This window comes from Variovorax sp. 01N425 (assembly GCF_056399465.1).
Map to the genome: position 1 here is coordinate 22872 of NZ_JBFTRJ010000018.1, position 20443 is coordinate 43314.

Consider the following 20443-nt stretch of genomic DNA (forward strand, 5'->3'; position numbering starts at 1 on the left):
TTCGGAGCACCGACACATCATGGAACGCGATCAAGCCAGCCAGTTCATCAACGACCTGCTCAAGCTCATGGTGAGCCGCAACGGCAGCGACTTGTTCATCACCGCGGACTTTCCGCCCGCGATCAAGGTCGACGGCAAGGTCACCAAGGTGTCGCAGCAGGCGCTGGGGGCGCAGCACACGCTGGCGCTCACGCGCTCGGTCATGAACGACCGCCAGACGGCGGAGTTCGAGCGCACCAAGGAATGCAACTTCGCGATCTCGCCGACCGGCATCGGCCGCTTCCGCGTGAACGCCTTCGTGCAGCAGGGCAAGGTCGGCATGGTGCTGCGGACCATCCCGGCCAAGCTGCCGACCATCGACGGCCTGGGCATGCCGCAGGTGCTCAAGGACGTGTCGATGACCAAGCGCGGCCTCACCATCCTGGTGGGCGCCACGGGCTCGGGCAAGTCGACCACGCTGGCGGCCATGATCGACTGGCGCAACGAAAATTCCTACGGCCACATCGTGACGGTGGAGGACCCGGTCGAATTCGTGCATCCGCACAAGAACTGCGTGGTCACGCAGCGCGAAGTGGGCATCGACACCGACAGCTGGGAAGCCGCGCTCAAGAACACGCTGCGCCAGGCGCCCGACGTGATCTTGATGGGCGAAATCCGCGACCGCGAGACCATGGAGCACGCGGTGGCCTTTGCCGAGACCGGCCACCTGTGCATGGCCACGCTGCACGCCAACAGCGCCAACCAGGCGCTGGACCGGATCATCAACTTCTTCCCCGAAGAGCGCCGCGCGCAACTGTTGATGGACCTGTCGCTGAACCTGCGCTCGCTGATCTCCCAGCGCCTGGTGCCCACCGAGGACGGCCAGGGCCGCGTGGCGGCGGTGGAAGTGCTGCTGAACACGCCGCTCATTTCCGACCTGATCTTCAAGGGCGAGGTGGGCGAGATCAAGGAGATCATGAGGAAGAGCCGCAACCTGGGCATGCAGACCTTCGACCAGGCGCTGTTCGACCTGTTCGAGAGCCACTCGATCACCTTCGAGGACGCCATCCGCAACGCCGATTCGGCCAATGACCTGCGGCTGCAGATCAAGCTCAACAGCCAGCGCGCGCGCAGCACCGACCTCTCGGCCGGCACCGAGCACTTCGCGATCGTTTAGACGCAGGTGACGGGGGCTTCGCGTTGGCTTTAAGCTCTCGCCCATGAGCAGCATCAATCCCCGAACCTACGAATCTACCCCCTCCCAGACGGTGGCCTTCCTGGGCCTTGGCGTCATGGGCGGGCCGATGGCCGGGCACCTGGCCAAGGCCGGCCACAAGGTCACGGTCTACAACCGCACGCCGGCCAAGGCCGAGGCCTGGGTCGCCGAATTCGGCGCGCCCGGCCGCCATGCCGCCACCCCGCGCGAAGCGGCCGCAGGCGCCGACATCGTCTTCAGCTGCGTGGGCAACGACGACGACCTGCGCGCCGTGGTGCTGGGCCCGAACGGCGCCTTTGCCGGCATGAAGAAAGGCAGCGTGCTGGTCGACCACACCACCGCCTCGGCCGACGTGGCGCGCGAGCTCGCGAATGCGGCGGCGGCAGCCGGCCTGCAGTTCATCGACGCGCCGGTGTCCGGCGGCCAGGCCGGTGCGCAGAACGGCGCGCTCACCGTGATGTGCGGCGGCGACAAGGCGAGCTTCGAGCGCGTCAAGCCGGTGATGGAGGCCTTTGCGCGCGCCGTCACGCTGCTGGGCGCGAGCGGCGCCGGCCAGCTCGCCAAGATGGTGAACCAGATCGCCATCGCGGGCCTGGTGCAGGGCCTGTCCGAAGCCATTGCCTTCGGCCAGCGCGCGGGCTTGGACATGAAGCTGGTGCTCGAGGTGATCGGCAAGGGCGCCGCCCAGAGCTGGCAGATGGACAACCGCGGCAAGACCATGATCGACGGCAAGTTCGACTACGGCTTTGCGGTCGACTGGATGCGCAAGGACCTGGGCCTGGTGCTCGACGAGGCCAAGCGCAACGGCGCGCGCGTGCCCGTGACGGCGCTGGTCGACCAGTTCTATGCCGACGTGCAGCAGGCCGGCGGGCGGCGCTGGGACACGTCGAGCCTGATCATCCGGCTCAAGTAAAAAAAAACAAAGCCCGCGCGAAGCGGGCTTTGTTTTTTGCGGGATCAGCGCACCGGCGTGGCCGTGGCGCCGCCGGGCTGGGCCGGCGGCAGCGGCTCCATCGGCGGCAGCGGCACGCGCGATGACGAAGAAGCTCCGGGCGCCGAAGACGGTGCCGGTGCAGGCGATCCGGTGCCGCCCCGCTGCGCCTGCTGCGCCTGGCTGGCCAGTTCGGCTTCGCTCACCACCTCGACCACGCGCACCACCTTCTGCACGCCCGAGATGCCGCGTGCGATTTCGGTCGCGCGGTCGGTTTCGCGGCGCGTCGCAATGCCCATCAGGTAGACCACGCCGCGCTCGGTCACCACCTTGAACGAATTGGCGAAGATGTCCTTGGCGTCGAGCAGCGAGGCCTTGACCTTGCCGCTGATGAACAGGTCGTTCGAGCGGTCCTGGAAGGTGCTGGGCGGGCCGACGGTGAGCTCGTTGACCACCGAGCGCACGTTGTCCACGCGCTGCACCAGGTCCTCGACGCGGCGGCGGTCGGCGTCGCTGCCCACGGCGCCGGTCAGCAGCACCTGGCGGTTGAAGCTGGTGACGCTCACGTACATGTTGTCGTTGGCGATCTCGCGCACGCGGGCCGCCGCGCGCAGCTCGATGCCCTGGTCGTCGAGCTGGGCGCCGGAGCTGCGGCGGTCGGTGGCCACCATGCCCACGCCCACCGCCGCGGCCCCTCCGACCACGAGCGGCACGCAGGCCGAAAGCCCGGCAACCAGGACGGTTCCCGAGGCAAGTGCAATGGCGAAGCGCTGGAACGGTGTCGTTGTCGTCATGTGGAAGCTTCCTGTTCTCCGAGTAGCTGGGCATCCACGCCGTCGCACAGGCAATGCAGTGCGAGCAGGTGGATTTCGTGGATACGCGCCGCACGTTCGTGCGACACGCCGATCTGGACGTCCGTTTCGCGCAGCGCGCGGCCGATGGCGCCACCGGTTCCGCTGCTGCCCGCGCCGGGCGAGGCCGGCTGGCCCGCGCTGGCATTGCCCAGCAGCGCCACCACCGTCATGTCGCGCTCGTGCGCAGCCAGCACCGCGGCCAGCACGGCCGCCGACTGGCCGCTCGCGCTCAGCGCCAGCAGCACGTCGCCGGCCTGGCCGAGCGCGCGCACCTGGCGGGCGAAACGGTCGGCGTCGACGGCAGCGGCGCTGTCGGCCGACGGATCGGTGGGATCGCCGGGCAGCGCGATGGCGCCGAGCTCGGGGCGCTCGCGCTCGAAGCGGCCGACGAACTGCGCCGCGAACTGCGCCGCCAGCAGGCCCGAGACGCCCGCGCCGCAGGCCAGCACCTTGCCGCCACTGGTCACGCAGGCCAGGATCGCCTGCATGGCCTGCGAAATGGGTTTGCTGAGGATGGGGCCGGCCTGGTACTTGAGGTCGGCGCTGTCGATGAAGTGTTGCTGAATCCGTTGCTCGAGCATGGGGCGCGATGATACCGGGGGGCGTTGAAACAAGACGTTTGCGATGGATGGGAGGATGAATGTGTGGGTGGAGCCCGCGGCGCGCTTTCAGTTCCCGCCCGCGTCGAACGCGCCCTGCAGCCAGGTGATGCGCTCCTCGACCAGCACCACGTCGAAGCGGCAGGGCGGCAGCGTGCGCAGCCCGTTCAGGTAGTGCCGCGCCGCAAACACGATGCGCCGCTGCTTGAGCCCCGTGATGCTGCCGCCGGCGCCGCCGTGCGTGCCGCTGCTGCGCTGGCGCACCTCCACGAACACCAGCGTGGCGTCGCGCGGATCGCGCATGATCAGGTCGATCTCGCCGCCGCCGCGCCCGGGCGTTCGATAATTGCGCGCTACCAGCGCCAGGCCGGCGCATTGGAGATGGTCGAGCGCGGCGTCTTCCGCCGCATCGCCGCGATGCTTGGTCGTGATGGTCTTCATGCTGGCTCCCTGCCCGCTTCTTTTTTGTTCCTACGGAGAAACCCCTTGGCTTCACTAGCACCCGCTTCCTTCGGCGCCGCCCTTTCGGCCGCGCGCGATGCCTCGGGTGCACAGCATTATCCGCAGGGCACGCTCTACGTGGTGGCCACGCCCATCGGCAACCTGGCCGACATCACGCTGCGCGCGCTGCATGTGCTGCAGCTGGTCGATGCCGTTGCCTGCGAGGACACGCGCCACACGCAGAGCCTGCTGCGCGCCTACGGCATCGACCGGCCGAATGCCCAGCTCCTGGCCGTGCACCAGCACAACGAGGCCGAGGCCGCGCAGGCCGTGGTCGCGCGGCTCGCGCAGGGCGAGCGCATCGCCTACGTGAGCGACGCCGGCACGCCCGGCGTGAGCGACCCGGGCGCGCGGCTGGTCGCGGCCGTGCGCGGCGCCGGGCAGCGCGTGCTGCCGCTGCCGGGCGCGAGCAGCGTCACCACGCTGGTCGGCGCCGCCGGGCTCGTGGCAGCCGGCGACGAGAGCAGCGCCTTCGTGTTCGCGGGCTTCCTGCCGACCAAGGCCGGCGAGCGCGACGCGGCCGTGCAGGCGCTCGCGCAGGAGCGGCGCGCGGTGGTGCTGCTGGAAGCGCCGCACCGCATCGAGGCCGTGGCCCGCGCGCTGGCGACGCTGGGCGAGCGCCGCATCACCGTCGGCCGCGAGCTCACCAAGCAGTTCGAGGAGATCGCGACCGTCGCCGCCACCGAGCTGCCGGGCTGGTTCGCAGCCGGCCGCGACCGCACGCGCGGCGAATTCGCGCTGGTGCTGCACCCGGTGGCCGCGGCCACCGACGATGGTGCCGAAGGCGAACGCGTGCTGCGCCTGCTGCTGGCCGAGCTGCCCGTGAAGACCGCGGTGCGGCTTGCGGCCGAGATCAGCGGGGCGCCGCGCAATGCGCTGTATGACGCGGCGCTGCGGATTCGCAACGACGCGGGTGCAGCGGACGCCGAATAGCCTCAACCATCCAGCTCCGCATACCGCCTGAAGATCCCATCCTCGTTGAACGCGATGCGGCGCGGGCTTTGCAGGTAGTCGTGCACGCGCTGGCGGCGCCGGACGTTGTCGTGCAGCTTCTCGACCGCGGGCGTGGCGGCCAGCGCCCTGGCCGCGGCTTTCGGGAAGGCATAGCGCAGGCCGTCCACCAGCTGGAACAGCGACAGGTCGGCATAGGTCAGCACATCGCCCACGAGGTGCGACGGCCCCGCGGGGTTGCGCTGCAGCACGCGCTCGAACCAGTTCAGGTACTTGGGTATCCGCTCTTCGCGGAAGGCCCGCGCGCGCTGCACCGCCGCGTCGCGCTGGTCCTCGTAGTAGGCGCCGGTGGAGATCGGGTGGTGCGTGTCGTGCGCCTCGGCCACCACGTCGGCAATGGTGAGCTGCAGCTGGTGCGTCCAGAGGCCGTCGGATTCGCCGACGCCCGAAAGGCCGAGCCGCGGTCCCAGGTACAGCAGGATGGCCGCGGTCTGCCCGACGACGATGTCGCCGTCGATCAGGAACGGCGGCGCGAACGAAGGGCGGACGATGTCGGGGTCGTCGAGCCGGTCGCCCAATGCGGACCCGCCGCCGCCCTTCGATTCAGGCAGGCGCGCCACGTCGACATAGTCCGCACCGGCCGCCTCGAGCGCGAGCCGCACGAATTCCCCGCGGCCCTGGATGGTGGGCCAGTAGTGGAGTTGATAGGTGGTCATGGAGCCATGGTGTCAGGCTCCGCATGCCCCTGCAACCGCCGCGCCCTTGGGCCCTCAGAGCCCCTCGGCAAGCTCCACCGCGCGGCGCCTGGCCTCGGCCCTGGCGCCGGCATCGACCTCCGGCCCCATCAGCGTTTTCTCGACCACCACGGAGCGCACCTCGCGCACGCCGATGAAGCGCAGCCAGGTCTCGATGTAGGGCAGCTGGAAGTCGAGCGCATGTGCGGAGCCGTCCTTGCCCAGCGGGTAGTCCAGGCCCCTTGCGCACACCACCGTCGCGCGCCGGGTCTGCAGCATGCCCGACAGGCCCGAGGCGTCGAAGCGGAACAGCACGTCCTTGTGCGACACCACGTCGATCAGGTGCTTCAGCTTGTAGGGAATGCCAAAGTTCCACAGCGGCATCGCCAGCACGATGTGGTCCGCGGCGTGGAAAGGCACGGCAATGCGCCGGACCTCGTCCCAGGCCACTTGCTGGGCGTCGCTCAGCGGCACGCCGTTGATGCCGGCGTACTTGGCGTCGAGCATGTCCTGCGACAGCTCGGGCAGTTGCATGGTCCAGGGGTTCAGGGTGGTGACATGGCAGGCCGGGTGGATGCGCGTCACTTCGTCGATGAAGGCGCCGGCCACCTCGATGCTGGCGGAGCGCGTCTTCCTGGGCGAGGTCTCGATGTAGAGCAGTTCTTTCATGGCGTGCAAGGGTGAGTGGTTCGGAACGCCGAGGCTAGGCAGCACGGACCCAGCACACAAGCAACATAATTTGCAGCCATTCAGAACGAATTTCACTGAAACCCATGCTCGACTCCCAACAGCTGCGCGCCTTTGTCTCGGTGGCCGACCACGGCAGCGTGACGCGCGCGGCCGACGCCATGCACCTGACGCAATCAGCCGTGAGCGCGCAGATCCGGCGGCTCGAAGAGCAGCTGGGCTGCCGCGTCTTCGACCGCACCACCCGTTCGCTGCAGCTCACGGCCCAGGGCAGCGTGCTGCTGAGCTATGCGAGAAGCATCCTCAAGCTGCAGCAGCAGGCGGTCTCGCGGCTTGCGGCGCCGCGCCACGCGCCGGCCACGCTGCGCCTCGGATGCTCGGAGGGCTTTCCCAGCGAATGGCTGTTCGGCGCGCTCGCGGGCTTTCGCCAGCGCAGGCCCGACGTGCATGTGGAAATCAGCTGCGGCATCAGCACGATGCTGGCCAAGCAGGTGCGGCAGCACTCGCTCGACCTGATGGTCGGCACGGTCTGCGACGCCGGCAGCGACACCGAAACGCTCTGGATAGAGCCGCTGGTCTGGGCCTTTTCAGCAAGGGCGCTGCTCGACCCCGATGCGCCCGCCCCGCTCGCGTTTTTGTCGGAGCCCTGCCCGTTCCGCGAAGCCGCACTCGCCTCGCTGGCCGGGCATGGAACGACCAACTGGCAGATCGTGCTGACCGCGCAAAGCTCGGGCACGCTGGTGGCCGCCGCGGCGGCCGGCCTGGCAATCACCGTTCTGACGCCCTCGGGCATGCCGCCCTTGTTGCGCTCCATTCCGCCGGGCAGCTTCCTGCCGCCGCTGCCGCCCGCGCGATTCGTGATCCAGCACGCCGAGGGGAGCACCGCGCCGGAGCCGCTGGCAGCGCTGGTCGACGAGGTGCGCGAGGCCTGCTTCAGGTGGCGCGGGGCGCATGCGGGAGCGCTCGACGCGTAGCGCTGCGCCCCCGGCTCGCGGGCTACTCGGCCGTGATCCCCGCCTTGCGCACCACCTCGCCAAACTTCACGAGGCGCTCGGACATCATCTTCTCGAAGGCGGCGGGCGTCATTTCCTCGGGCGCGATCACGCCGCGCTCCTTGAGGCTGGCCTGCATGGCCGGCGACGCGGCCGCCTGGCGCACGGCCTTGTACAGCGTCTGCACGATGGCGTCCGGCGTGCCGCCGGGGGCAGCAAGGCCGGTCCACGAAGTGAGGTTGAGCTGCGGGTAGCCCACCTCGGCCATGGTGGGCACGTCGGGCAGCTGCGGCAGGCGCTGGTCGGCCGCCACGGCCAGGGCGCGCACCTTGCCGGCCTGCACGTGCGGCAGCATGATGACCAGGTTGTCGAGGATGAACTGCACCTCGTTGGACAGCACCGCCGTGATCAGCGGCGAGCCGCCGCGGTAGGGAATGTGCGTGGTGAACACGCCCGTGGCGGCCTTGAGCATCTCCACGTTGAGCTGGCCCATGCTGCCCACGCCGCCGCTGCCGTAGTTGAGCTTGCCGGGGTTCTTCTTCGCGTAGTCGATGAACTCCTTGAAGCTCTTGATGGGCAGGCTCGAATGCACCACCAGCGCATTGGGCTGGCGGCCCAGGATGGCGATGTTCTCGAAATCCTTGACGGGGTCGTAGCCCACCTTGGGCTGCGTGAGCGGGTTGGCCAGATGGCTGCTCTGCGACGACACCACCAGCGTGTAGCCGTCGGGCTTGGCGCGCGCCACCATCTGCGAGGCCACCGAGCCGCCCGCGCCGGCGCGGTTCTCCACCACGATCGGCACGCCCAGCACGCTCGACAGCGGCTCCGAATACTGGCGCGCCATGATGTCCACCGACCCGCCCGGAGGGAACGGCACCACCAGCGTGATGGGGCGCGAGGGGTACTTGTCTTCGGCAGCGTGCGCCGCCAACGGAGCCAGGCCCGCAAGGCCGAGCCCCAGGCCGGCGTTGAGGATGTGGCGGCGAGTGGGTTGTGTGGGGTGCATGGAATCTGCTCTCGAAGGCAAAAGATCAGGGGTGGTCGAGGATGGCCAGCGCCACGGCCTGGGCGCGCGGCACGAAGGTGGAAAGCTCGCAGTACTCGCGCTCTGTGTGGGCATGCCCGCCCACCGGGCCGGTGCCGCATAGCGTGGGCGCGCCCACCGAGGCGGTCAGGCCGCTGTCGGCCGCGCCGCCCGTGAACTCTCCCTGCACCTCGAAGCCCAGCGCCTTGGCGCCGCGCTGGTAGAGCGCCAGCAGTTCGTCGGGCGTGGGCTTCATGGGCATGGTGCGGCGCGATCCGGTCACGCGGCCCTTGGTGCGCGGCACGGACTCTTCCTCGACGATGGCGCGCACCTTGGCAAGCAGTTGGTCCGGATCGGTGTCCGAGGTGAAGCGCATGTCCAGCTCGGCCTTGGCATGCGGCGCCACCATGTTGGGCACGATGCCGCCATGCACCACGCCCACGTTGGCGGTCACGCCCGTGGCCGGGTCGGTCAGCGCATGCAGCGCGAGCGTCTTGCGGGCCAGTGCCTCGATCGCGCTGGCGCCGGCCGCGTGGTTGATGCCCGCATGCGCGGCCACGCCCTCGACCTCGAACTCCACCACCATCGAGCCCTTGCGGCTGGTCACGAGGTTGCCGCTGACACGGCCCGGTTCGGCATTGAGCACCGCGCGCGCGCCGCGCGCCTTGGCCATGATGCGGTCGCGCGTGGCGGCCGAGCCGATTTCTTCGTCGCACGAGAAGAACAGCTGCAGCGGTGCCTTCAGCCCGCCGCAGCGCGCAAAGGCCTCGGCCACGAACACGTTCATCACCAGGCCTGACTTCATGTCGGCCACGCCGGGGCCGTAGGCGCGCCCGTCTTCCACGCGGAAGGGCCGGCGCGCCGCGGTGCCCGCCGGGTACACCGTGTCCATGTGCCCCATGAGCAGGATGGGCGCGCCCTCGGCGGTCCCGGGCACCTGGGCATGCAGCAGCACGCCATAGCCCGGCACCGGCTCGAACTGCACCGCCACGCCGGCGGCTTCGAGGTGCTCTCGCAGCGCCGTGGCCACGGCGGTCACGCCCGCTTCGTTGCGGCTACCGCTGTCGATGTCGACCACTTTCTGCAACAGATCTTGCATCGCCTGCGCCTGGCCGGCCAGCCAGTCCAGGATGCGCGCGCGCAGCTGCGAACGGCTCTCTTCAAGGGTATCCTGCATCTTCGTCCTTCAATGAACCCCGCGGCGGCGGGTGAAATTTGGGCCGAAGTGTTGCACGCGCTGGCATTGTTTGCAATGCTTCATTCATAAAAAAGGCATCAATGAAATCATCGTTGCAAGAGAAAAAACCGGCCGGCCTGCTCACCGAGCGCCTGGCCCGCCAGGGCGGCGAGCTCACGGCCAGCGAACGCGCCCTGGCCGAGGCCCTGGGGCGCGACTATCCGCACGCCTTGCTCGAATCCGCCACCGCCCTGGCCGCGCACAACGGCACCAGCGCCTCCACCGTGGTGCGGCTGTTCGCCAAGCTGGGCTACGCGAGCTATGCCGAGGCGCAGCGCGAAGCGCGCGGGGAAGTGACCGCACTGCTGCAGACCGCCGGGCAGCGCGCCCCCGTGACCATCGGCACCCGGCGCAGCCTGCAGCAGTGCGTGGACGACACCCTGCTGCACGACCAGCACAACATCACCGCCACGCGCGACGGCCTGGACATGGCAGCGTTCGAGGCCATGGCCACGCGCATCGCCAAGGGCAAGGGCCGCCTCTTCGTGCTGGCGCAGATCAACAGCGCGCCCGTGGCCGCCTGGCTAGCCCTGCACCTCAACATGTGCCGCCCCGGCGTGCACGAACTGGGCGCGGGGGCGGTCACCGCCACCGACCAGCTGCTGTGGATCCAGCCCGAAGACGCCCTGCTCGCCTTCAGCATCCGCCGCTATTCCAGCGGCCCGGTGAACGTGGCGCAGCGCTTTCGCGAAGCGGGCGCACAGGTGCTGGCCATCACCGACAGCGCCACCGCGCCGCTCGCCGCGCTGGCGCACCACCGGGTGCAAGTGCGCACGTCGAACGCATCGCCGTTCGACTCCTACACCGCGGCGTTCTTTGTCTGCAATGCGCTGGTGTCGGCCGTGGCCCAGCTGCGGCACGAAGCGGTGCCGCAGGTGCTGGCGCGGCGCGACCAGCTGTGGAAGGACGTGGAGGCGTCGCAGCTCATCGTGGATGAGGGGCCTGGGCGTTCAAGGCCCATGCGGCGCAAGTCGGGCAAGGGGTAGGCGGGCTGGTCTGGGTAGCCTGGGATCGGCACTACGTCCATCGTATCAGCCAGTCCCAAGTCGCATTTGCACGTCAGAAAACCTTCGCCCTTCCTCCGACGAGGCGCGGAGCCTCGTGGCAGTTCAATATGAGCGCCTCAGGATTGACGGGTGCTTTTTGCGCGCCATGCAAGCGTTGAAGTGGAAGGGGTATCACTGAATGATTCACCACCCCCACCACCCCGGAGCAGCACGCAATGGCCCTCATGTTCTCGCCCCACCGATGCAGGCGCTTTCTTTGGCTGATGACGGCCTCGCTCGTATTCACAGCGGCCGCAGCAACAGCACAAACCGCCGCCAGGCCACTCGCAAGTGCATGGCCATCCCAGCCCGTACGACTGCTCGTCGGCTTCCCTGCCGGCTCGTCGCCCGATCTCGTCGCGCGTGCGCTTGCCGAGCCGATGTCCAGGGCGCTCGGTCAGCCCGTGATCGTCGACAACCGCCCCGGCGCGAGCGGCAACATCGCTGCGACGCTCGTCGCGCAAGCGGTCGACAACCACACGCTGGGAGTCATGATCAACGGCAACATGACCATCGCCAAGTTGCTGAATCCGGCGACCCACTACGATCCTCTCAAGGATCTGAAACCCGTGAATTTGGTCTGCACCGCCCCGCTGCTGCTCGCAGCGCCTGCCGGGGCACCTGGCGGCAACATCCTTGAGTTTCTGCAGGCGGCCCGTGCCGCAGGCACGAAGTGGAGCTACGGGTCTCCCGGCGTCGGCACTGTCGGACACCTTGCGATGGAACTGCTCAAGAGCAAGGCGAACATCAGCCCCGTGCATGTCCCCTACCCTTCCTACCAGCGCGTGGTCGCGGCAATGATTGCTGGCGAGATACAGCTTTCGATGGTGCAGCTGGGCGCCGCCGCGCCTCAGATTCTCAGATTGCGGCAGGCAAGCTCAAGCCGATTGGGGTGACCTCCGCGACGCGAAGCCCGTTGGCGCCCGAGTACCCGAGTCTTGCGGAGGCGGGACTTCCCGGCTTCGAACTGGAGATCTGGACTGCCGTGGCGGCTCCGGCTTCGATGGACCCTGAGATCATCGCGAAGCTGTCGTCGCTGATCAGCACCATCGCGCGCTCGGAGGAAGTGCGCCGCCAGCTCGCGCAGCTCGGCTACAACGGTGTCGGCGTCGATGCCGATGGATTGGCGCGCCGAGTCAAGGCAGACTACGGCCAGTTGAGCCGCATCATCGCCGCCCAAGGCATCCGCCACGAATAGAGTGCCATGAACACCAACAGCACATCAGTTCAGCCGACCTCGACGTCTCATGCGGACGAGGTCCTCGAAGCCCTGCGCTGCGATCTGGATGCCATCGACGCTCGCCTTCTCCAAACGATCCACGCCCGGCTCCAGTGCTGCGAACGCATTGGGCACCACAAGAAGCAGCATGGCGTGCCGATGATGCAGCCGCATCGCATCGGCGTGGTGCAGCGCCGAGCCGCCGAATTCGCAGCCAGCCACGGTGTGAGCGCTTCGTTCCTGAAGGCGCTGTACGACCTCATCATCGCGGAGACCTGCAGGCTCGAAGACCAGATCATCGGAAGCGCGGCAGCACGATGATCAGGTTCGCCACGCTCGGCCCTGCGGGGAGCAACCATCAATTTGTCGTGGAGCGCTACCTTGCCTTTCACGGCCTCAACGATTGCGCCACGATCAGCCTGCACTCCGACTTTTCCGCGGGCGCTGCCAGCGTCCTCGATGGAGGCGCCGACTTCCTCGTTCAGTGCGCCGTCCATCCTTCGACGGCCGACACGGTGGCGCGGTACTTCGACGGCTTGTACGTGGTCGACACCTTCATCTCGCCGAGCCGCGATCTCGCAATCGTCCACAACCGCGCCAAGCCGCAGTCCCGCTCCATCGCCGTGATGCAACCGACCCTGCGCTACGCGGACCTGTCGAAATGGCAGGAGATCATTCCAACGGAGACGGTTGCCGCGGTCGAACTGGGCCTGCTGGAGGGCCGCTACGACGCGGGCCTGACCTATGCGTCGTTGGCCGATGATCATCCGGACCGGTTCTGCATCAGCGAACGCATCGGAAGTGTCGACGACGCATGGATCGTCTACGGCCGCCAGAGAGTCTCGGGCGGCGGCCTCGTGGCATGCTCGTCCAGCCCCGCGACCGCGATATTTCGGCTGATGAGCGGGGCGTCTGGCTAACTGCCGGCTTCCGGCTTTCGCTGTTTGCAGAACGGGTGGACTCGATGCGTTTCAGGAGGGTGCGCGCACCATGAGCAAGAGGCAACCTGCATCTCCGTTTCCGACGGCCCGCAAGCCGGTCGTGCGCCTTGCACCACTGGCAAGCACGAAGTCTTCGCCGAAGCGGAGCGCGACCTCGGCCAAGGTCGGCCAGCAGATTCGCGCGCTGCGCCTGGCCGCGGACCTCTCGGCCGGTGCGCTGGCGAGTACCGCGGGCGTCTCCCGGTCCATGCTGTCCCGCATCGAAAGCGGCCTGGTTTCTCCGTCGATCGAAGTTCTCGACCGCATCGCGGTGGGCCTGGACGTGCCGCTGTCGCGCTTCTTCGGCGATCAGGTGGACCGGACGGACTGCTCCTTTGTGCCGGCCGGCAAAGGCGTGATCGTGGAAAGGGGGGGGGGCAGTGGCCGGCTATCGCTACGAATTGCTCGGACACCTGCTGTCGGGCAACGCGTTCGTCGAGCCCTACCTCATCATGCTGTCCGAGGACGCGCAGCCCTATTCGACCTTTCAGCACCCGGGCATCAAGTTCATCCACATCGTCTCAGGACGCGTGAAGTACAGGTACGGCAGCCGCACCATGGAACTCAAGCCCGGCGACTCCTTGCTGTTCGAGGCCAGGGCGCTGCATGGCGTGGAATTGATCCGCGAAAGGCCGGTGAGCTACATGTCGATTGTTTTCACGCTGCGGGAGTAGTTTTCGGCCACCGCGGAGTGCGGCGGATGGCGACGCCAGGCAGCCCCCCGCACTCAATCACTCGAAGTCCTTGAGCCCTCTTTCGATGGCCGCAGCCCGCCCGATCGGAAGTGAAGTGATAAAGGCGAGCAGCGTTCTCCACAAGAACGACGTGAATCTCGTCCTCGGACATCATCAAGCGCCCGTTCTACATCTACACCCCGCAGGAACCGGAGCAGAGCCTTCATCACCACCGCGACCTGACACTGGCCGTGCAGGCCGAGGATGGCGAGGTGCAGTGTTCGGGCCGGAGAGTGCGCTACCTGGTCAAGAGCATGTATAGCTCGCTGCCACTTTGAGGTCTCCACTCGTGTACGTGACCTTCTTTGGGTAGACGCAAACTGGGCGGGTCGCCCCGGAAGAATGCGCCAGGGTGATCGCATCGGGTGCCGCTCCCTTCTCGACCCATGCCGTCAGGAGGTCATAGAACTGTGTGGGTCCAACCACGGGCACCACTGCGGCAGGGTTCGACGTTCCGTTTGGCGTGCCGTGACCCATGCCCGGTACAAGGTACAACTTGTAGAAGTCCTGCACATTCGGCAGGCCGCCCATCTTGTTCGCAACCGTGTTGTAGTAGTTGATCGTCCCTTGAGGAAAGATCAACTCGTCGTTGAGGCCGTGCCACGCCAACATCTTGCCGCCCTTTGCCTTGAAGGCAGTGAGGTCCGGATTGTTGGTGTCGATGTTGCCGAACGACGACTGCAGAGCAATACCCCGATCAAAGGCATTGTTGACTTGAGCGTAGGTCAATGACTTCCAGAGGGACTGGCCATTGCCCGTGGCATTTACGAAGCCGGCGTCCGCGAACCCAGGGTCTTGCAGCTCAAGGGCGATCTGATCATCCGCTACCTGAAAGGGTGCCACCGGGCTCGCAAGCCCATTGACCAAGCCGGCCTGTGCTGCCAAGTAGAGCGACGTGCCTCGCGTCAAGCCGTACCAGCGGTGGGTCCCCGAACCGAGCAGCACGGGTGACGACGCTCCTGTCCAACCGTTATCTGCGAGAGGCGACGCAACACTACCGTCAGCGGTCATCCCATACCAGATCTTGTTGACTGCCGTCGCCTGAACCGTCGTCAAACAAGCCGGGGTCGAGTTCGTCCCACCTGAAGCGGAACAAAGCACCTTCGGGTCGCTTGTGGGGTCATAGTTGCACGCGCTCGGGTCCAGTATGTAGCCAAGGTGCTGACCGCCGACTACATCACAGGCGCTAATGGCAGCATTCGAGGCCAGGTCCAGTTGCGCAGTGGTCAACGGAACCCCACCGAGGTCCCGCTGATAGACGATCTGCGGCCACATCTCCGCGGTGAGGAAACGAGACCAGTTGATTGCGGGGGCGTTTGCGATGATCCCGTCGAAATCGTCTGGATTGTTCTGGGCGAGGTTCAAGCCCTGCCGGCCGCCCGTCGAGCCACCCTCCCAATAGGAGTACTTCGGGGCGATGCCGTAGTACGCCGTCGCCAGAGCCTTGGTCTTCACGGCCTGCTCGTGGATGCCCCGAGAAGCGAAGTCCGTCCAGAGCGTCTTGTTGATTGTGCCGTCTGGGTTCATGCCGAAGGAGCCGTCCAGGAAAGTGCTCCCATGCCCCGTGTCAGTGGATGAGGAGACCGCTCCCTCCGTGCCTGCGATCCCGGCTGCCTGGAGGCTGTCAATGGTGCTGATCGAACCCGCGCTGCCCCCGGCCCAACCGCCACCACCGACCGCATGAACCCGGCTGTTCCAGGCGGTTTTGGCTGGCAGCCACACCTCTATGCCAATGCCGGCAGAGGTAGACGGCGCACCGACTGGCCCCGGGTTCCCCGGTCCTACCAGCAATTTGACAAGGCAAACGTCGTTGGCAGCGACCTCCGTAGTGGGAGTGGCCGTCCCGCCAAGCATCAAAGGTTCCCCCTTCTTGAAGGCCTTGACCAAGAGCACTGAAGTGCTGGCGTCTGGCTTGAATCCGGCCTGGATGCTGTCGTCGCAAGTCAAAGCGACGGGTGCCGGAGGAGTCGCTGCGACTGGCGGCGGGTTGCCTGGACTTGCCGGCCAATTGAAGCCACCGCCACCGCCACCGCCGCACCCGGCAACCATGGCGGTGACCAACGCGATCAGCAGGGCCGCTTTCGACCTCAGCGAATGGTGCGGTGCACGATCGTGTGGCCCCTGTGCATTTCGATTTAGTCTCATCGTAGTCTCCTGTTGGGTATGTCTTCGCTCACAAGGCATGCACTAAACTGCCTGTGTGCCGAGATGGAAGTCTGCCGACGGGACGGATCGCGGTCTATCGCATTTCGCGCACTGAATATCGTGATGCGCGCGTTTTTCTTTGGGAGTTTCCCTTGACCGGCGGTCAAGCGCTGTCCGGCTATTGCAAGGTGCCGGCATTAAACTGCGTGCAAGTTGAGGCTTAATTGCATTTCATTGCCGGCGAAGGAGTCTCGATGGCCCGTGCACTTCAGATCCTGCGTCCAGACGGACGCCCCGCAACCGTTGAAGGCGAGACATCACTTGAATCAGCCTGCTCGGTCTGGCAAGGTGTGCCGATCGAAATTCGTTCTTTGACCGGTCGAGGTGAAATCGGCCCGGTGCATTCAGCGTTTCCGTCGATCGCACTTTGTGTTGCCGGCCATGGACACAACGATGCTCGTGTTGGTAGGTCTACGATCCGACTGCCGTTTCGGCCGGGGACGCTTGCAATCAGTCAGTCCGGCTTCGAGGTGAGCCGCTGCGAATGGCAGGGCTCGGCAGAGTTCATCGCCATACAAATTCCCCCCGACACGCTCTCAGAGTTGATGTACGCGGAGAACGAAACGCTTTCTCTTCGAACGCAGATGCCAACCGAGGACGAGACACTGTCGGCTCTCATCATGACGATGCATGAAGAATTGAGACGGGACTGCAGCTCGGGTCGCTTGTTTGCTCAAGGCTTGTCGTTGGCGCTAATAGGATATTTAGGAAGCCGTTACGGTGACTCAGCCTCTTTTCGCACGTTGGGCAAGCTGTCGCAGAGGGACCTTTCTGAAGTAGTCGCGTACGTGGACGCAAATCTGGGGCGGGACGTCGGCATCGGGGATCTCGCCTCGCTGCTGACCCTCAGCAGTTCGCAGTTCTCTCGACTGTTCAAGACGACAGTCGGCCTGTCGCCGTACCAGTATCTGCAAAAGAAGCGGTGTGAGCGCGCTCTTGAACTTTTGAAAGGACCGGATTCACTGGCGCAGATCGCGCAAAAAGTAGGACTTTCAAACCAATCGCACTTCACACTGGTGTTCCGCCAAGTCCTCGGAGTTACGCCAGCGCGAGCACGATCGGGATTCATGTCGCAAGGAAAGGGTTAACTCAGCGATTCCGCTCAGCACGGCCTTCGAGTTTCAAGCTACCCGCTCAGGCTCCGATCACCCTGCGCACGAATCCGCTGCCCGCGGTCAACGCCTACCTGGTGGATGCTGGCCAACTCGCAGCGTCGCCAGAAACCCACGCCCTCCAACGTGGTGGAGATGTCGATCTTCGCCAGCCGGTAGAGCCCCAGGGCCACGCCTTGCACGAATGCGGAGATGAGCGGCTCCGCGTGCTCGGCATTTCCCAGGCTGCCGCGGATTAGTTTTCCGCCAAGCTCCATGAGCTTCAGCGCATGGCTCGATGCGGTTGCGGTACTTTCCTTCGGCACCCGCAGACACCAAAGCCTGGAGCCGAGCGTCCACACCGTGTGACGCGGGACCTCGTCGAACTGAGCCTCTTCAAGCACGATCTGCCTGGCGCGAATTTCACCGAAGTCGCAATGGTCCTGGCCATAGAAAAATTCGGCGAATTCGTCGGCCTGCTTCTCCACGGCGCGTTCGCTGCGCGCCATCTTCTCCGTGGCCCTGAGGCCCGAGACGTGCTCGACAAGAAAACCGAACTCATCACCTGACATTCGGCGACCAGACGCCATGCGGCGGTCATACCAGTCCGCCAACTGCGCCAAGGTCTTGCATTCCATGAAAGCCCTGTCGAACGGCGTATCTGGAGAGAAGCAAGAGCGCCGCTTGAGCCTGCCTTCAGTCCGTTTCATGGCAACGGGCCTCAGCAGGTCGGCGAATTGTTGGCGATGGCGGTAGGTTCAGTGGCTGGCGGACTCGGAGCCACTGGTGTGGGTCCAGCCTCCGCAGGCGTGGCGGAAAGCCCGGTGACAGGAAGGCCGATGCCCTCCCCCACCCCATCGACTCCGCCGCCCCCATTGCGAGCTGACAGCACAAAGGCTGCGCCCACGAGAAACATCTCGTTTTTCATTTCTATCCGTCCCTGTCTGATTTTTTTGCTCCGGTCTTCGCCGTTGCTTGCCGGATCGTATGTAGAACACGTTTTTTCGCATATGTCCTTTAAGACGTTTCCCTGAGGTGCGCACTTCTTGACCCTCGACGGCAATGAGAAATGCCAGTCGAAAAGCGCCTCCTCCCCCAGAACCAGCGATCGGGACACTGCCGAACGCGGTAACCCTGGCGCTAGGGAAAAACCTCAAGAAGCTCCGACTTGCCGCAGGCAAGACCCAGGTGGCCCTGGCCTACGACGCAGAAGTCGAACGGTCGCGGATATCCAAGCTCGAAGGGGGCTACATCAATCCCTCTTTGATGACTTTGGCGACGCTGTGCTACAGCTTGAGCACGACATTGCCTGTGCTTTTCGAGGGAATCGTTGCTACAAACGCGCCAACATCGGAGGGCGGTTTGCTGCGAAGAAGGAACCAGGCAGTTCTAAACAAGTCGATAAAGCCTGCGCGCAAATCCTCACGCAGGAGCTGACCTCCTGTACGCGTCCAGCCAACTTACCTTGAATCTGCCGACTGGTTCGGCCCCTCTATCGACTCCGCGCATGTCCGTTTCCCTCTATCACGCCGAATACGAGGCGCTGCGCAACCTGATGCGCAGCGTTCGGGTGAAGGCCGGACTAACGCAGGTGCAGATGGCCGAAGTCCTGGGCGTGGGTCAGTCCTACGTCTCCAAGCTTGAGCGTGGCGAGAACTTCGTCCACGTGCTGCTGTTTGCTCGGTGGTGTTCGGCCTGCGGGGTCAAGGCAGGAAAGACTTTGGACAAATTAATAGGGAGGCAGAACTAGCAGTCCCCGATCCGATCCCCGAGAGCAGTCCGGCGGTTGCCTGGAAGAAGTTTCGGTACATCGCTCCGCCGAGGCCACGGTGGGGCAGTGACTCGTATGCAGCGATAGCGATCATCGCCAGTCGATCGCTCGATGGCACAGTCGGCCGTGAAGCCATCATCTGTGCAGATAGGAGCTTCGGCTTCAGGCTGAGTTTTACGCACAGACATCGATATGAGGCGACACCCGCGTTAGCGTCGCAGAGCCGCCTCAAGAGTGAGGGGCCACAAGACGCCAGTCGTCATCAGCCTGTGGACAACGGGGTCCGTCTATGCGTTGTTGCTGCCGTCGTCTTTCACTTCAAGACGTTGGCACAAGTTGAAAAGAAACATGTAAAGGCCAAGCAGGCCTTGCTTCGCCTCCGAGGCCGTAACATCAGCGTGTACGCCCTTTGATGCGAGATCATTCAATCTCTCGGCGAATGCCAGCAAATGCTTCGTCTCGACTCGCAGCAATTCGGTAGAGGTCGAACGCTTGAACTCGGAATGTACGAACTCATAGAGTCGATTGGCGTACTGCTCTTCGCCGAGCTTCCTCTCAACGCCATCTTGGCAACGATGGATTCCAGGCCTTGGGGCATAGAAATGATCAGCGACGGCCTTGATTGCACGTCGAACTTCAGTGAGCAACAAGGCCTGATCTTCATTGGACGTGGAATCCAACAATTGATTGGCCTTCAAGAGCTTGTCGTAAACGTCTGCCGATCTGGCCTTGAAGTAGTTCTGAACTTGGTTTTGCGCTTCAGCCAAAAAACTCATCGTCTTGACCTGTGCGGCTAGTTGGCGCTCAACCTTGATTGCGAAATTCTGACAATGGTCGAGAACTATCGTCTTCGTCGTCTGGAGAGTTCGAATTCTTTGCCTCAGCAGCCCCTTACTACTGAGAAATCGATCCGTGAATGCAGCCGTATCGAACTCACCCATGCTGGGCGGAATGGTCATGTCAGCAATCGACCTCTCGCACTGCTCAATGTCTGCGTCCAGATCGGCAGCCGAAACGACGAACACGTTGCGCTTGTCGTCACCCGATCCAGAATTCATTACAAAGGGTAGATCTGGCATCGTACGCATCCTCAGCCAACGCTCTAGTGACTGTTCACGCAGATACTTTCGGGCCTCGTCCTTCAAGTGACTCGTGTCGTCGTAGATCACCTGCGCAAACTCGGTGGAATTTGCGTAGAGTTCCCGCAGGAACATGGCCGTGCCCATGTGATCGCCAATACGCCGAGACAAGCGCAGCGCCGCACGGACAGCCTTATCCACAGCGCCATTTTCGACATGGTCGAAGATGCGTTGCATCAAGTCATTGGTGTCTGGCAAGTTAGACATGGGTTCTTTCGTTTGTCGATCAATCTTCTCTAGCAACCGACCGTTATGCAGCGGAAGGCGCCAATAGAGCTCAGCAGACCGTCGTCACTCAGCAGACCAAAGCGGCCGTTCAAAGGCCTTCAAGCCATCCAGTCCCAGATCCGCACTTACATCTTCAGTCGAACTCTCAAGCGAAATACATGGCGTCGCCCAGGGGCGTTATTGCATACGGCGCAATCTACTGCGCAGGCGCACCGTCGATCGACACCTCAGCCCAGGTGTCCCAACTGAGCGCACAAGCACCTACATCGAGACCTTGTTGAGTCGCTCTCTTGATTCAAGCGGTGTCGCTTTACTTGTTTCTGAG

The 20443-nt window shown here is 65.0% G+C and carries 20 protein-coding genes and 2 pseudogenes; 12 read left to right on the forward strand and 10 right to left on the reverse strand.

Translation table 11 applies throughout. From position 1 onward, the window contains the following. Positions 1–19: 19 nt before the first annotated feature. Both AC1DSC_RS26950 and AC1DSC_RS26955 read left to right on the forward strand, forming a co-directional pair. Positions 20–1156: a PilT/PilU family type 4a pilus ATPase gene (locus AC1DSC_RS26950; protein WP_021012686.1), complete on the forward strand. Its 1137-nt coding sequence runs from the start codon at positions 20–22 to the stop codon at positions 1154–1156. 43 nt (positions 1157–1199) lie between these two features. After that, entirely contained in the window at positions 1200–2108 is a 909-nt protein-coding gene (locus AC1DSC_RS26955; RefSeq protein WP_015867576.1) for an NAD(P)-dependent oxidoreductase, read from the forward strand. A gap of 44 nt (positions 2109–2152) precedes the next feature. Here the strand turns inward: AC1DSC_RS26955 and AC1DSC_RS26960 are convergent, their stop codons facing one another. The 3 genes from AC1DSC_RS26960 to AC1DSC_RS26970 all read right to left on the reverse strand — a co-directional run bounded on the left by AC1DSC_RS26960 (position 2153) and on the right by AC1DSC_RS26970 (position 4020). Next, entirely contained in the window at positions 2153–2920 is a 768-nt protein-coding gene (locus AC1DSC_RS26960; RefSeq protein ID WP_436288113.1) for a BON domain-containing protein, read from the reverse strand. Next, positions 2917–3561, reverse strand: a complete 645-nt coding sequence (locus AC1DSC_RS26965; RefSeq protein ID WP_436288114.1) for an SIS domain-containing protein — start codon at positions 3559–3561, stop codon at positions 2917–2919. Before AC1DSC_RS26965 ends, AC1DSC_RS26960 begins: the two co-directional genes overlap by 4 nt. A gap of 87 nt (positions 3562–3648) precedes the next feature. After that, positions 3649–4020 carry a YraN family protein gene (locus AC1DSC_RS26970; RefSeq protein WP_015867579.1) on the reverse strand — a complete coding sequence of 124 codons (372 nt, stop codon included), beginning with the start codon at positions 4018–4020 and terminating at the stop codon, positions 3649–3651. Positions 4021–4065: 45 nt separating this feature from the next. On the opposite strand from AC1DSC_RS26970, the gene rsmI reads away from it, so the two are divergent. Beyond that, entirely contained in the window at positions 4066–5013 is a 948-nt protein-coding gene (gene rsmI, locus AC1DSC_RS26975) for a 16S rRNA (cytidine(1402)-2'-O)-methyltransferase (protein WP_436288115.1), read from the forward strand. A gap of 2 nt (positions 5014–5015) precedes the next feature. On the opposite strand, the gene AC1DSC_RS26980 is transcribed toward rsmI, so the two are convergent. Together AC1DSC_RS26980 and AC1DSC_RS26985 are read right to left on the reverse strand one after the other, a co-directional pair. Further along, entirely contained in the window at positions 5016–5747 is a 732-nt protein-coding gene (locus AC1DSC_RS26980; protein ID WP_015867586.1) for a glutathione S-transferase, read from the reverse strand. Between the two features lie 54 nt (positions 5748–5801). After that, a complete protein-coding gene (locus AC1DSC_RS26985; protein ID WP_436288116.1) occupies positions 5802–6434 on the reverse strand; it encodes an FMN-dependent NADH-azoreductase in 633 nt (210 codons plus the stop codon). 104 nt (positions 6435–6538) lie between these two features. Between AC1DSC_RS26985 and AC1DSC_RS26990 the strand changes: the two genes are divergently transcribed. Then, a complete protein-coding gene (locus AC1DSC_RS26990) occupies positions 6539–7426 on the forward strand; it encodes a LysR family transcriptional regulator (protein ID WP_436288117.1) in 888 nt (295 codons plus the stop codon). A gap of 22 nt (positions 7427–7448) precedes the next feature. On the opposite strand, the gene AC1DSC_RS26995 is transcribed toward AC1DSC_RS26990, so the two are convergent. Further along, positions 7449–8450: a Bug family tripartite tricarboxylate transporter substrate binding protein gene (locus tag AC1DSC_RS26995; RefSeq protein WP_436288118.1), complete on the reverse strand. Its 1002-nt coding sequence runs from the start codon at positions 8448–8450 to the stop codon at positions 7449–7451. Between the two features lie 25 nt (positions 8451–8475). Continuing rightward, on the reverse strand, positions 8476–9645 hold the full coding sequence (locus AC1DSC_RS27000; RefSeq protein WP_436288119.1) for a M20 family metallopeptidase: 1170 nt from the start codon (positions 9643–9645) through the stop codon (positions 8476–8478). Positions 9646–9746: 101 nt separating this feature from the next. Between AC1DSC_RS27000 and AC1DSC_RS27005 the strand changes: the two genes are divergently transcribed. The 5 genes and pseudogenes from AC1DSC_RS27005 to AC1DSC_RS27025 all read left to right on the forward strand — a co-directional run bounded on the left by AC1DSC_RS27005 (position 9747) and on the right by AC1DSC_RS27025 (position 13624). Continuing rightward, a complete protein-coding gene (locus AC1DSC_RS27005) occupies positions 9747–10691 on the forward strand; it encodes a MurR/RpiR family transcriptional regulator (RefSeq protein WP_436288120.1) in 945 nt (314 codons plus the stop codon). A gap of 245 nt (positions 10692–10936) precedes the next feature. Beyond that, positions 10937–11949 (forward strand): annotated as a pseudogene (locus tag AC1DSC_RS27010) (Bug family tripartite tricarboxylate transporter substrate binding protein). Positions 11950–11955: 6 nt separating this feature from the next. Further along, positions 11956–12291 carry a chorismate mutase family protein gene (locus AC1DSC_RS27015; protein WP_436288121.1) on the forward strand — a complete coding sequence of 112 codons (336 nt, stop codon included), beginning with the start codon at positions 11956–11958 and terminating at the stop codon, positions 12289–12291. Next, positions 12288–12890 (forward strand): hypothetical protein, encoded by a 603-nt coding sequence (locus tag AC1DSC_RS27020; RefSeq protein WP_436288122.1) that lies wholly within the window; start codon positions 12288–12290, stop codon positions 12888–12890. The genes AC1DSC_RS27015 and AC1DSC_RS27020 overlap by 4 nt, the downstream gene beginning before the upstream one ends. A 211-nt stretch (positions 12891–13101) precedes the next feature. Further along, a pseudogene (locus tag AC1DSC_RS27025) lies at positions 13102–13624 on the forward strand (helix-turn-helix domain-containing protein). A gap of 306 nt (positions 13625–13930) precedes the next feature. On the opposite strand, the gene AC1DSC_RS27030 reads toward AC1DSC_RS27025, so the two are convergent. Continuing rightward, entirely contained in the window at positions 13931–15829 is a 1899-nt protein-coding gene (locus AC1DSC_RS27030) for a tannase/feruloyl esterase family alpha/beta hydrolase (protein WP_478131980.1), read from the reverse strand. 254 nt (positions 15830–16083) lie between these two features. On the opposite strand from AC1DSC_RS27030, the gene AC1DSC_RS27035 reads away from it, so the two are divergent. Further along, a complete protein-coding gene (locus AC1DSC_RS27035) occupies positions 16084–16977 on the forward strand; it encodes a helix-turn-helix domain-containing protein (protein WP_436288124.1) in 894 nt (297 codons plus the stop codon). A 38-nt stretch (positions 16978–17015) separates the two neighbouring features. Here AC1DSC_RS27035 and AC1DSC_RS27040 read toward each other — a convergent pair whose 3' ends face one another. Beyond that, entirely contained in the window at positions 17016–17690 is a 675-nt protein-coding gene (locus AC1DSC_RS27040; protein WP_436288125.1) for a hypothetical protein, read from the reverse strand. A 352-nt stretch (positions 17691–18042) separates the two neighbouring features. On the opposite strand from AC1DSC_RS27040, the gene AC1DSC_RS27045 reads away from it, so the two are divergent. Both AC1DSC_RS27045 and AC1DSC_RS27050 read left to right on the forward strand, forming a co-directional pair. Beyond that, on the forward strand, positions 18043–18417 hold the full coding sequence (locus AC1DSC_RS27045) for a helix-turn-helix domain-containing protein (protein ID WP_436288126.1): 375 nt from the start codon (positions 18043–18045) through the stop codon (positions 18415–18417). Between the two features lie 70 nt (positions 18418–18487). After that, positions 18488–18730: a helix-turn-helix domain-containing protein gene (locus tag AC1DSC_RS27050; protein ID WP_436288127.1), complete on the forward strand. Its 243-nt coding sequence runs from the start codon at positions 18488–18490 to the stop codon at positions 18728–18730. A 308-nt stretch (positions 18731–19038) separates the two neighbouring features. Here the strand turns inward: AC1DSC_RS27050 and AC1DSC_RS27055 are convergent, their stop codons facing one another. After that, positions 19039–20067, reverse strand: a complete 1029-nt coding sequence (locus AC1DSC_RS27055) for a hypothetical protein (protein WP_436288128.1) — start codon at positions 20065–20067, stop codon at positions 19039–19041. Positions 20068–20443: the final 376 nt, after the last annotated feature.

Excerpts from the sequence above, each read along its gene's own strand:
- AC1DSC_RS26950 (WP_021012686.1), top strand. The coding sequence starts at position 20 with ATGGAACGCGATCAAGCCAGCCAGTTCATCAACGACCTGCTCAAGCTC.
- AC1DSC_RS26955 (WP_015867576.1), top strand. The coding sequence starts at position 1,200 with ATGAGCAGCATCAATCCCCGAACCTACGAATCTACCCCCTCCCAGACG.
- AC1DSC_RS26960 (WP_436288113.1), bottom strand. The coding sequence starts at position 2,920 with ATGACGACAACGACACCGTTCCAGCGCTTCGCCATTGCACTTGCCTCG.
- AC1DSC_RS26965 (WP_436288114.1), bottom strand. The coding sequence starts at position 3,561 with ATGCTCGAGCAACGGATTCAGCAACACTTCATCGACAGCGCCGACCTC.
- AC1DSC_RS26970 (WP_015867579.1), bottom strand. The coding sequence starts at position 4,020 with ATGAAGACCATCACGACCAAGCATCGCGGCGATGCGGCGGAAGACGCC.
- AC1DSC_RS26980 (WP_015867586.1), bottom strand. The coding sequence starts at position 5,747 with ATGACCACCTATCAACTCCACTACTGGCCCACCATCCAGGGCCGCGGG.
- AC1DSC_RS26985 (WP_436288116.1), bottom strand. The coding sequence starts at position 6,434 with ATGAAAGAACTGCTCTACATCGAGACCTCGCCCAGGAAGACGCGCTCC.
- AC1DSC_RS26990 (WP_436288117.1), top strand. The coding sequence starts at position 6,539 with ATGCTCGACTCCCAACAGCTGCGCGCCTTTGTCTCGGTGGCCGACCAC.
- AC1DSC_RS26995 (WP_436288118.1), bottom strand. The coding sequence starts at position 8,450 with ATGCACCCCACACAACCCACTCGCCGCCACATCCTCAACGCCGGCCTG.
- AC1DSC_RS27000 (WP_436288119.1), bottom strand. The coding sequence starts at position 9,645 with ATGCAGGATACCCTTGAAGAGAGCCGTTCGCAGCTGCGCGCGCGCATC.
- AC1DSC_RS27005 (WP_436288120.1), top strand. The coding sequence starts at position 9,747 with ATGAAATCATCGTTGCAAGAGAAAAAACCGGCCGGCCTGCTCACCGAG.
- AC1DSC_RS27015 (WP_436288121.1), top strand. The coding sequence starts at position 11,956 with ATGAACACCAACAGCACATCAGTTCAGCCGACCTCGACGTCTCATGCG.
- AC1DSC_RS27020 (WP_436288122.1), top strand. The coding sequence starts at position 12,288 with ATGATCAGGTTCGCCACGCTCGGCCCTGCGGGGAGCAACCATCAATTT.
- AC1DSC_RS27030 (WP_478131980.1), bottom strand. The coding sequence starts at position 15,829 with ATGAGACTAAATCGAAATGCACAGGGGCCACACGATCGTGCACCGCAC.
- AC1DSC_RS27035 (WP_436288124.1), top strand. The coding sequence starts at position 16,084 with ATGGCCCGTGCACTTCAGATCCTGCGTCCAGACGGACGCCCCGCAACC.
- AC1DSC_RS27040 (WP_436288125.1), bottom strand. The coding sequence starts at position 17,690 with ATGAAACGGACTGAAGGCAGGCTCAAGCGGCGCTCTTGCTTCTCTCCA.
- AC1DSC_RS27045 (WP_436288126.1), top strand. The coding sequence starts at position 18,043 with ATGAGAAATGCCAGTCGAAAAGCGCCTCCTCCCCCAGAACCAGCGATC.
- AC1DSC_RS27050 (WP_436288127.1), top strand. The coding sequence starts at position 18,488 with ATGTCCGTTTCCCTCTATCACGCCGAATACGAGGCGCTGCGCAACCTG.
- AC1DSC_RS27055 (WP_436288128.1), bottom strand. The coding sequence starts at position 20,067 with ATGCAACGCATCTTCGACCATGTCGAAAATGGCGCTGTGGATAAGGCT.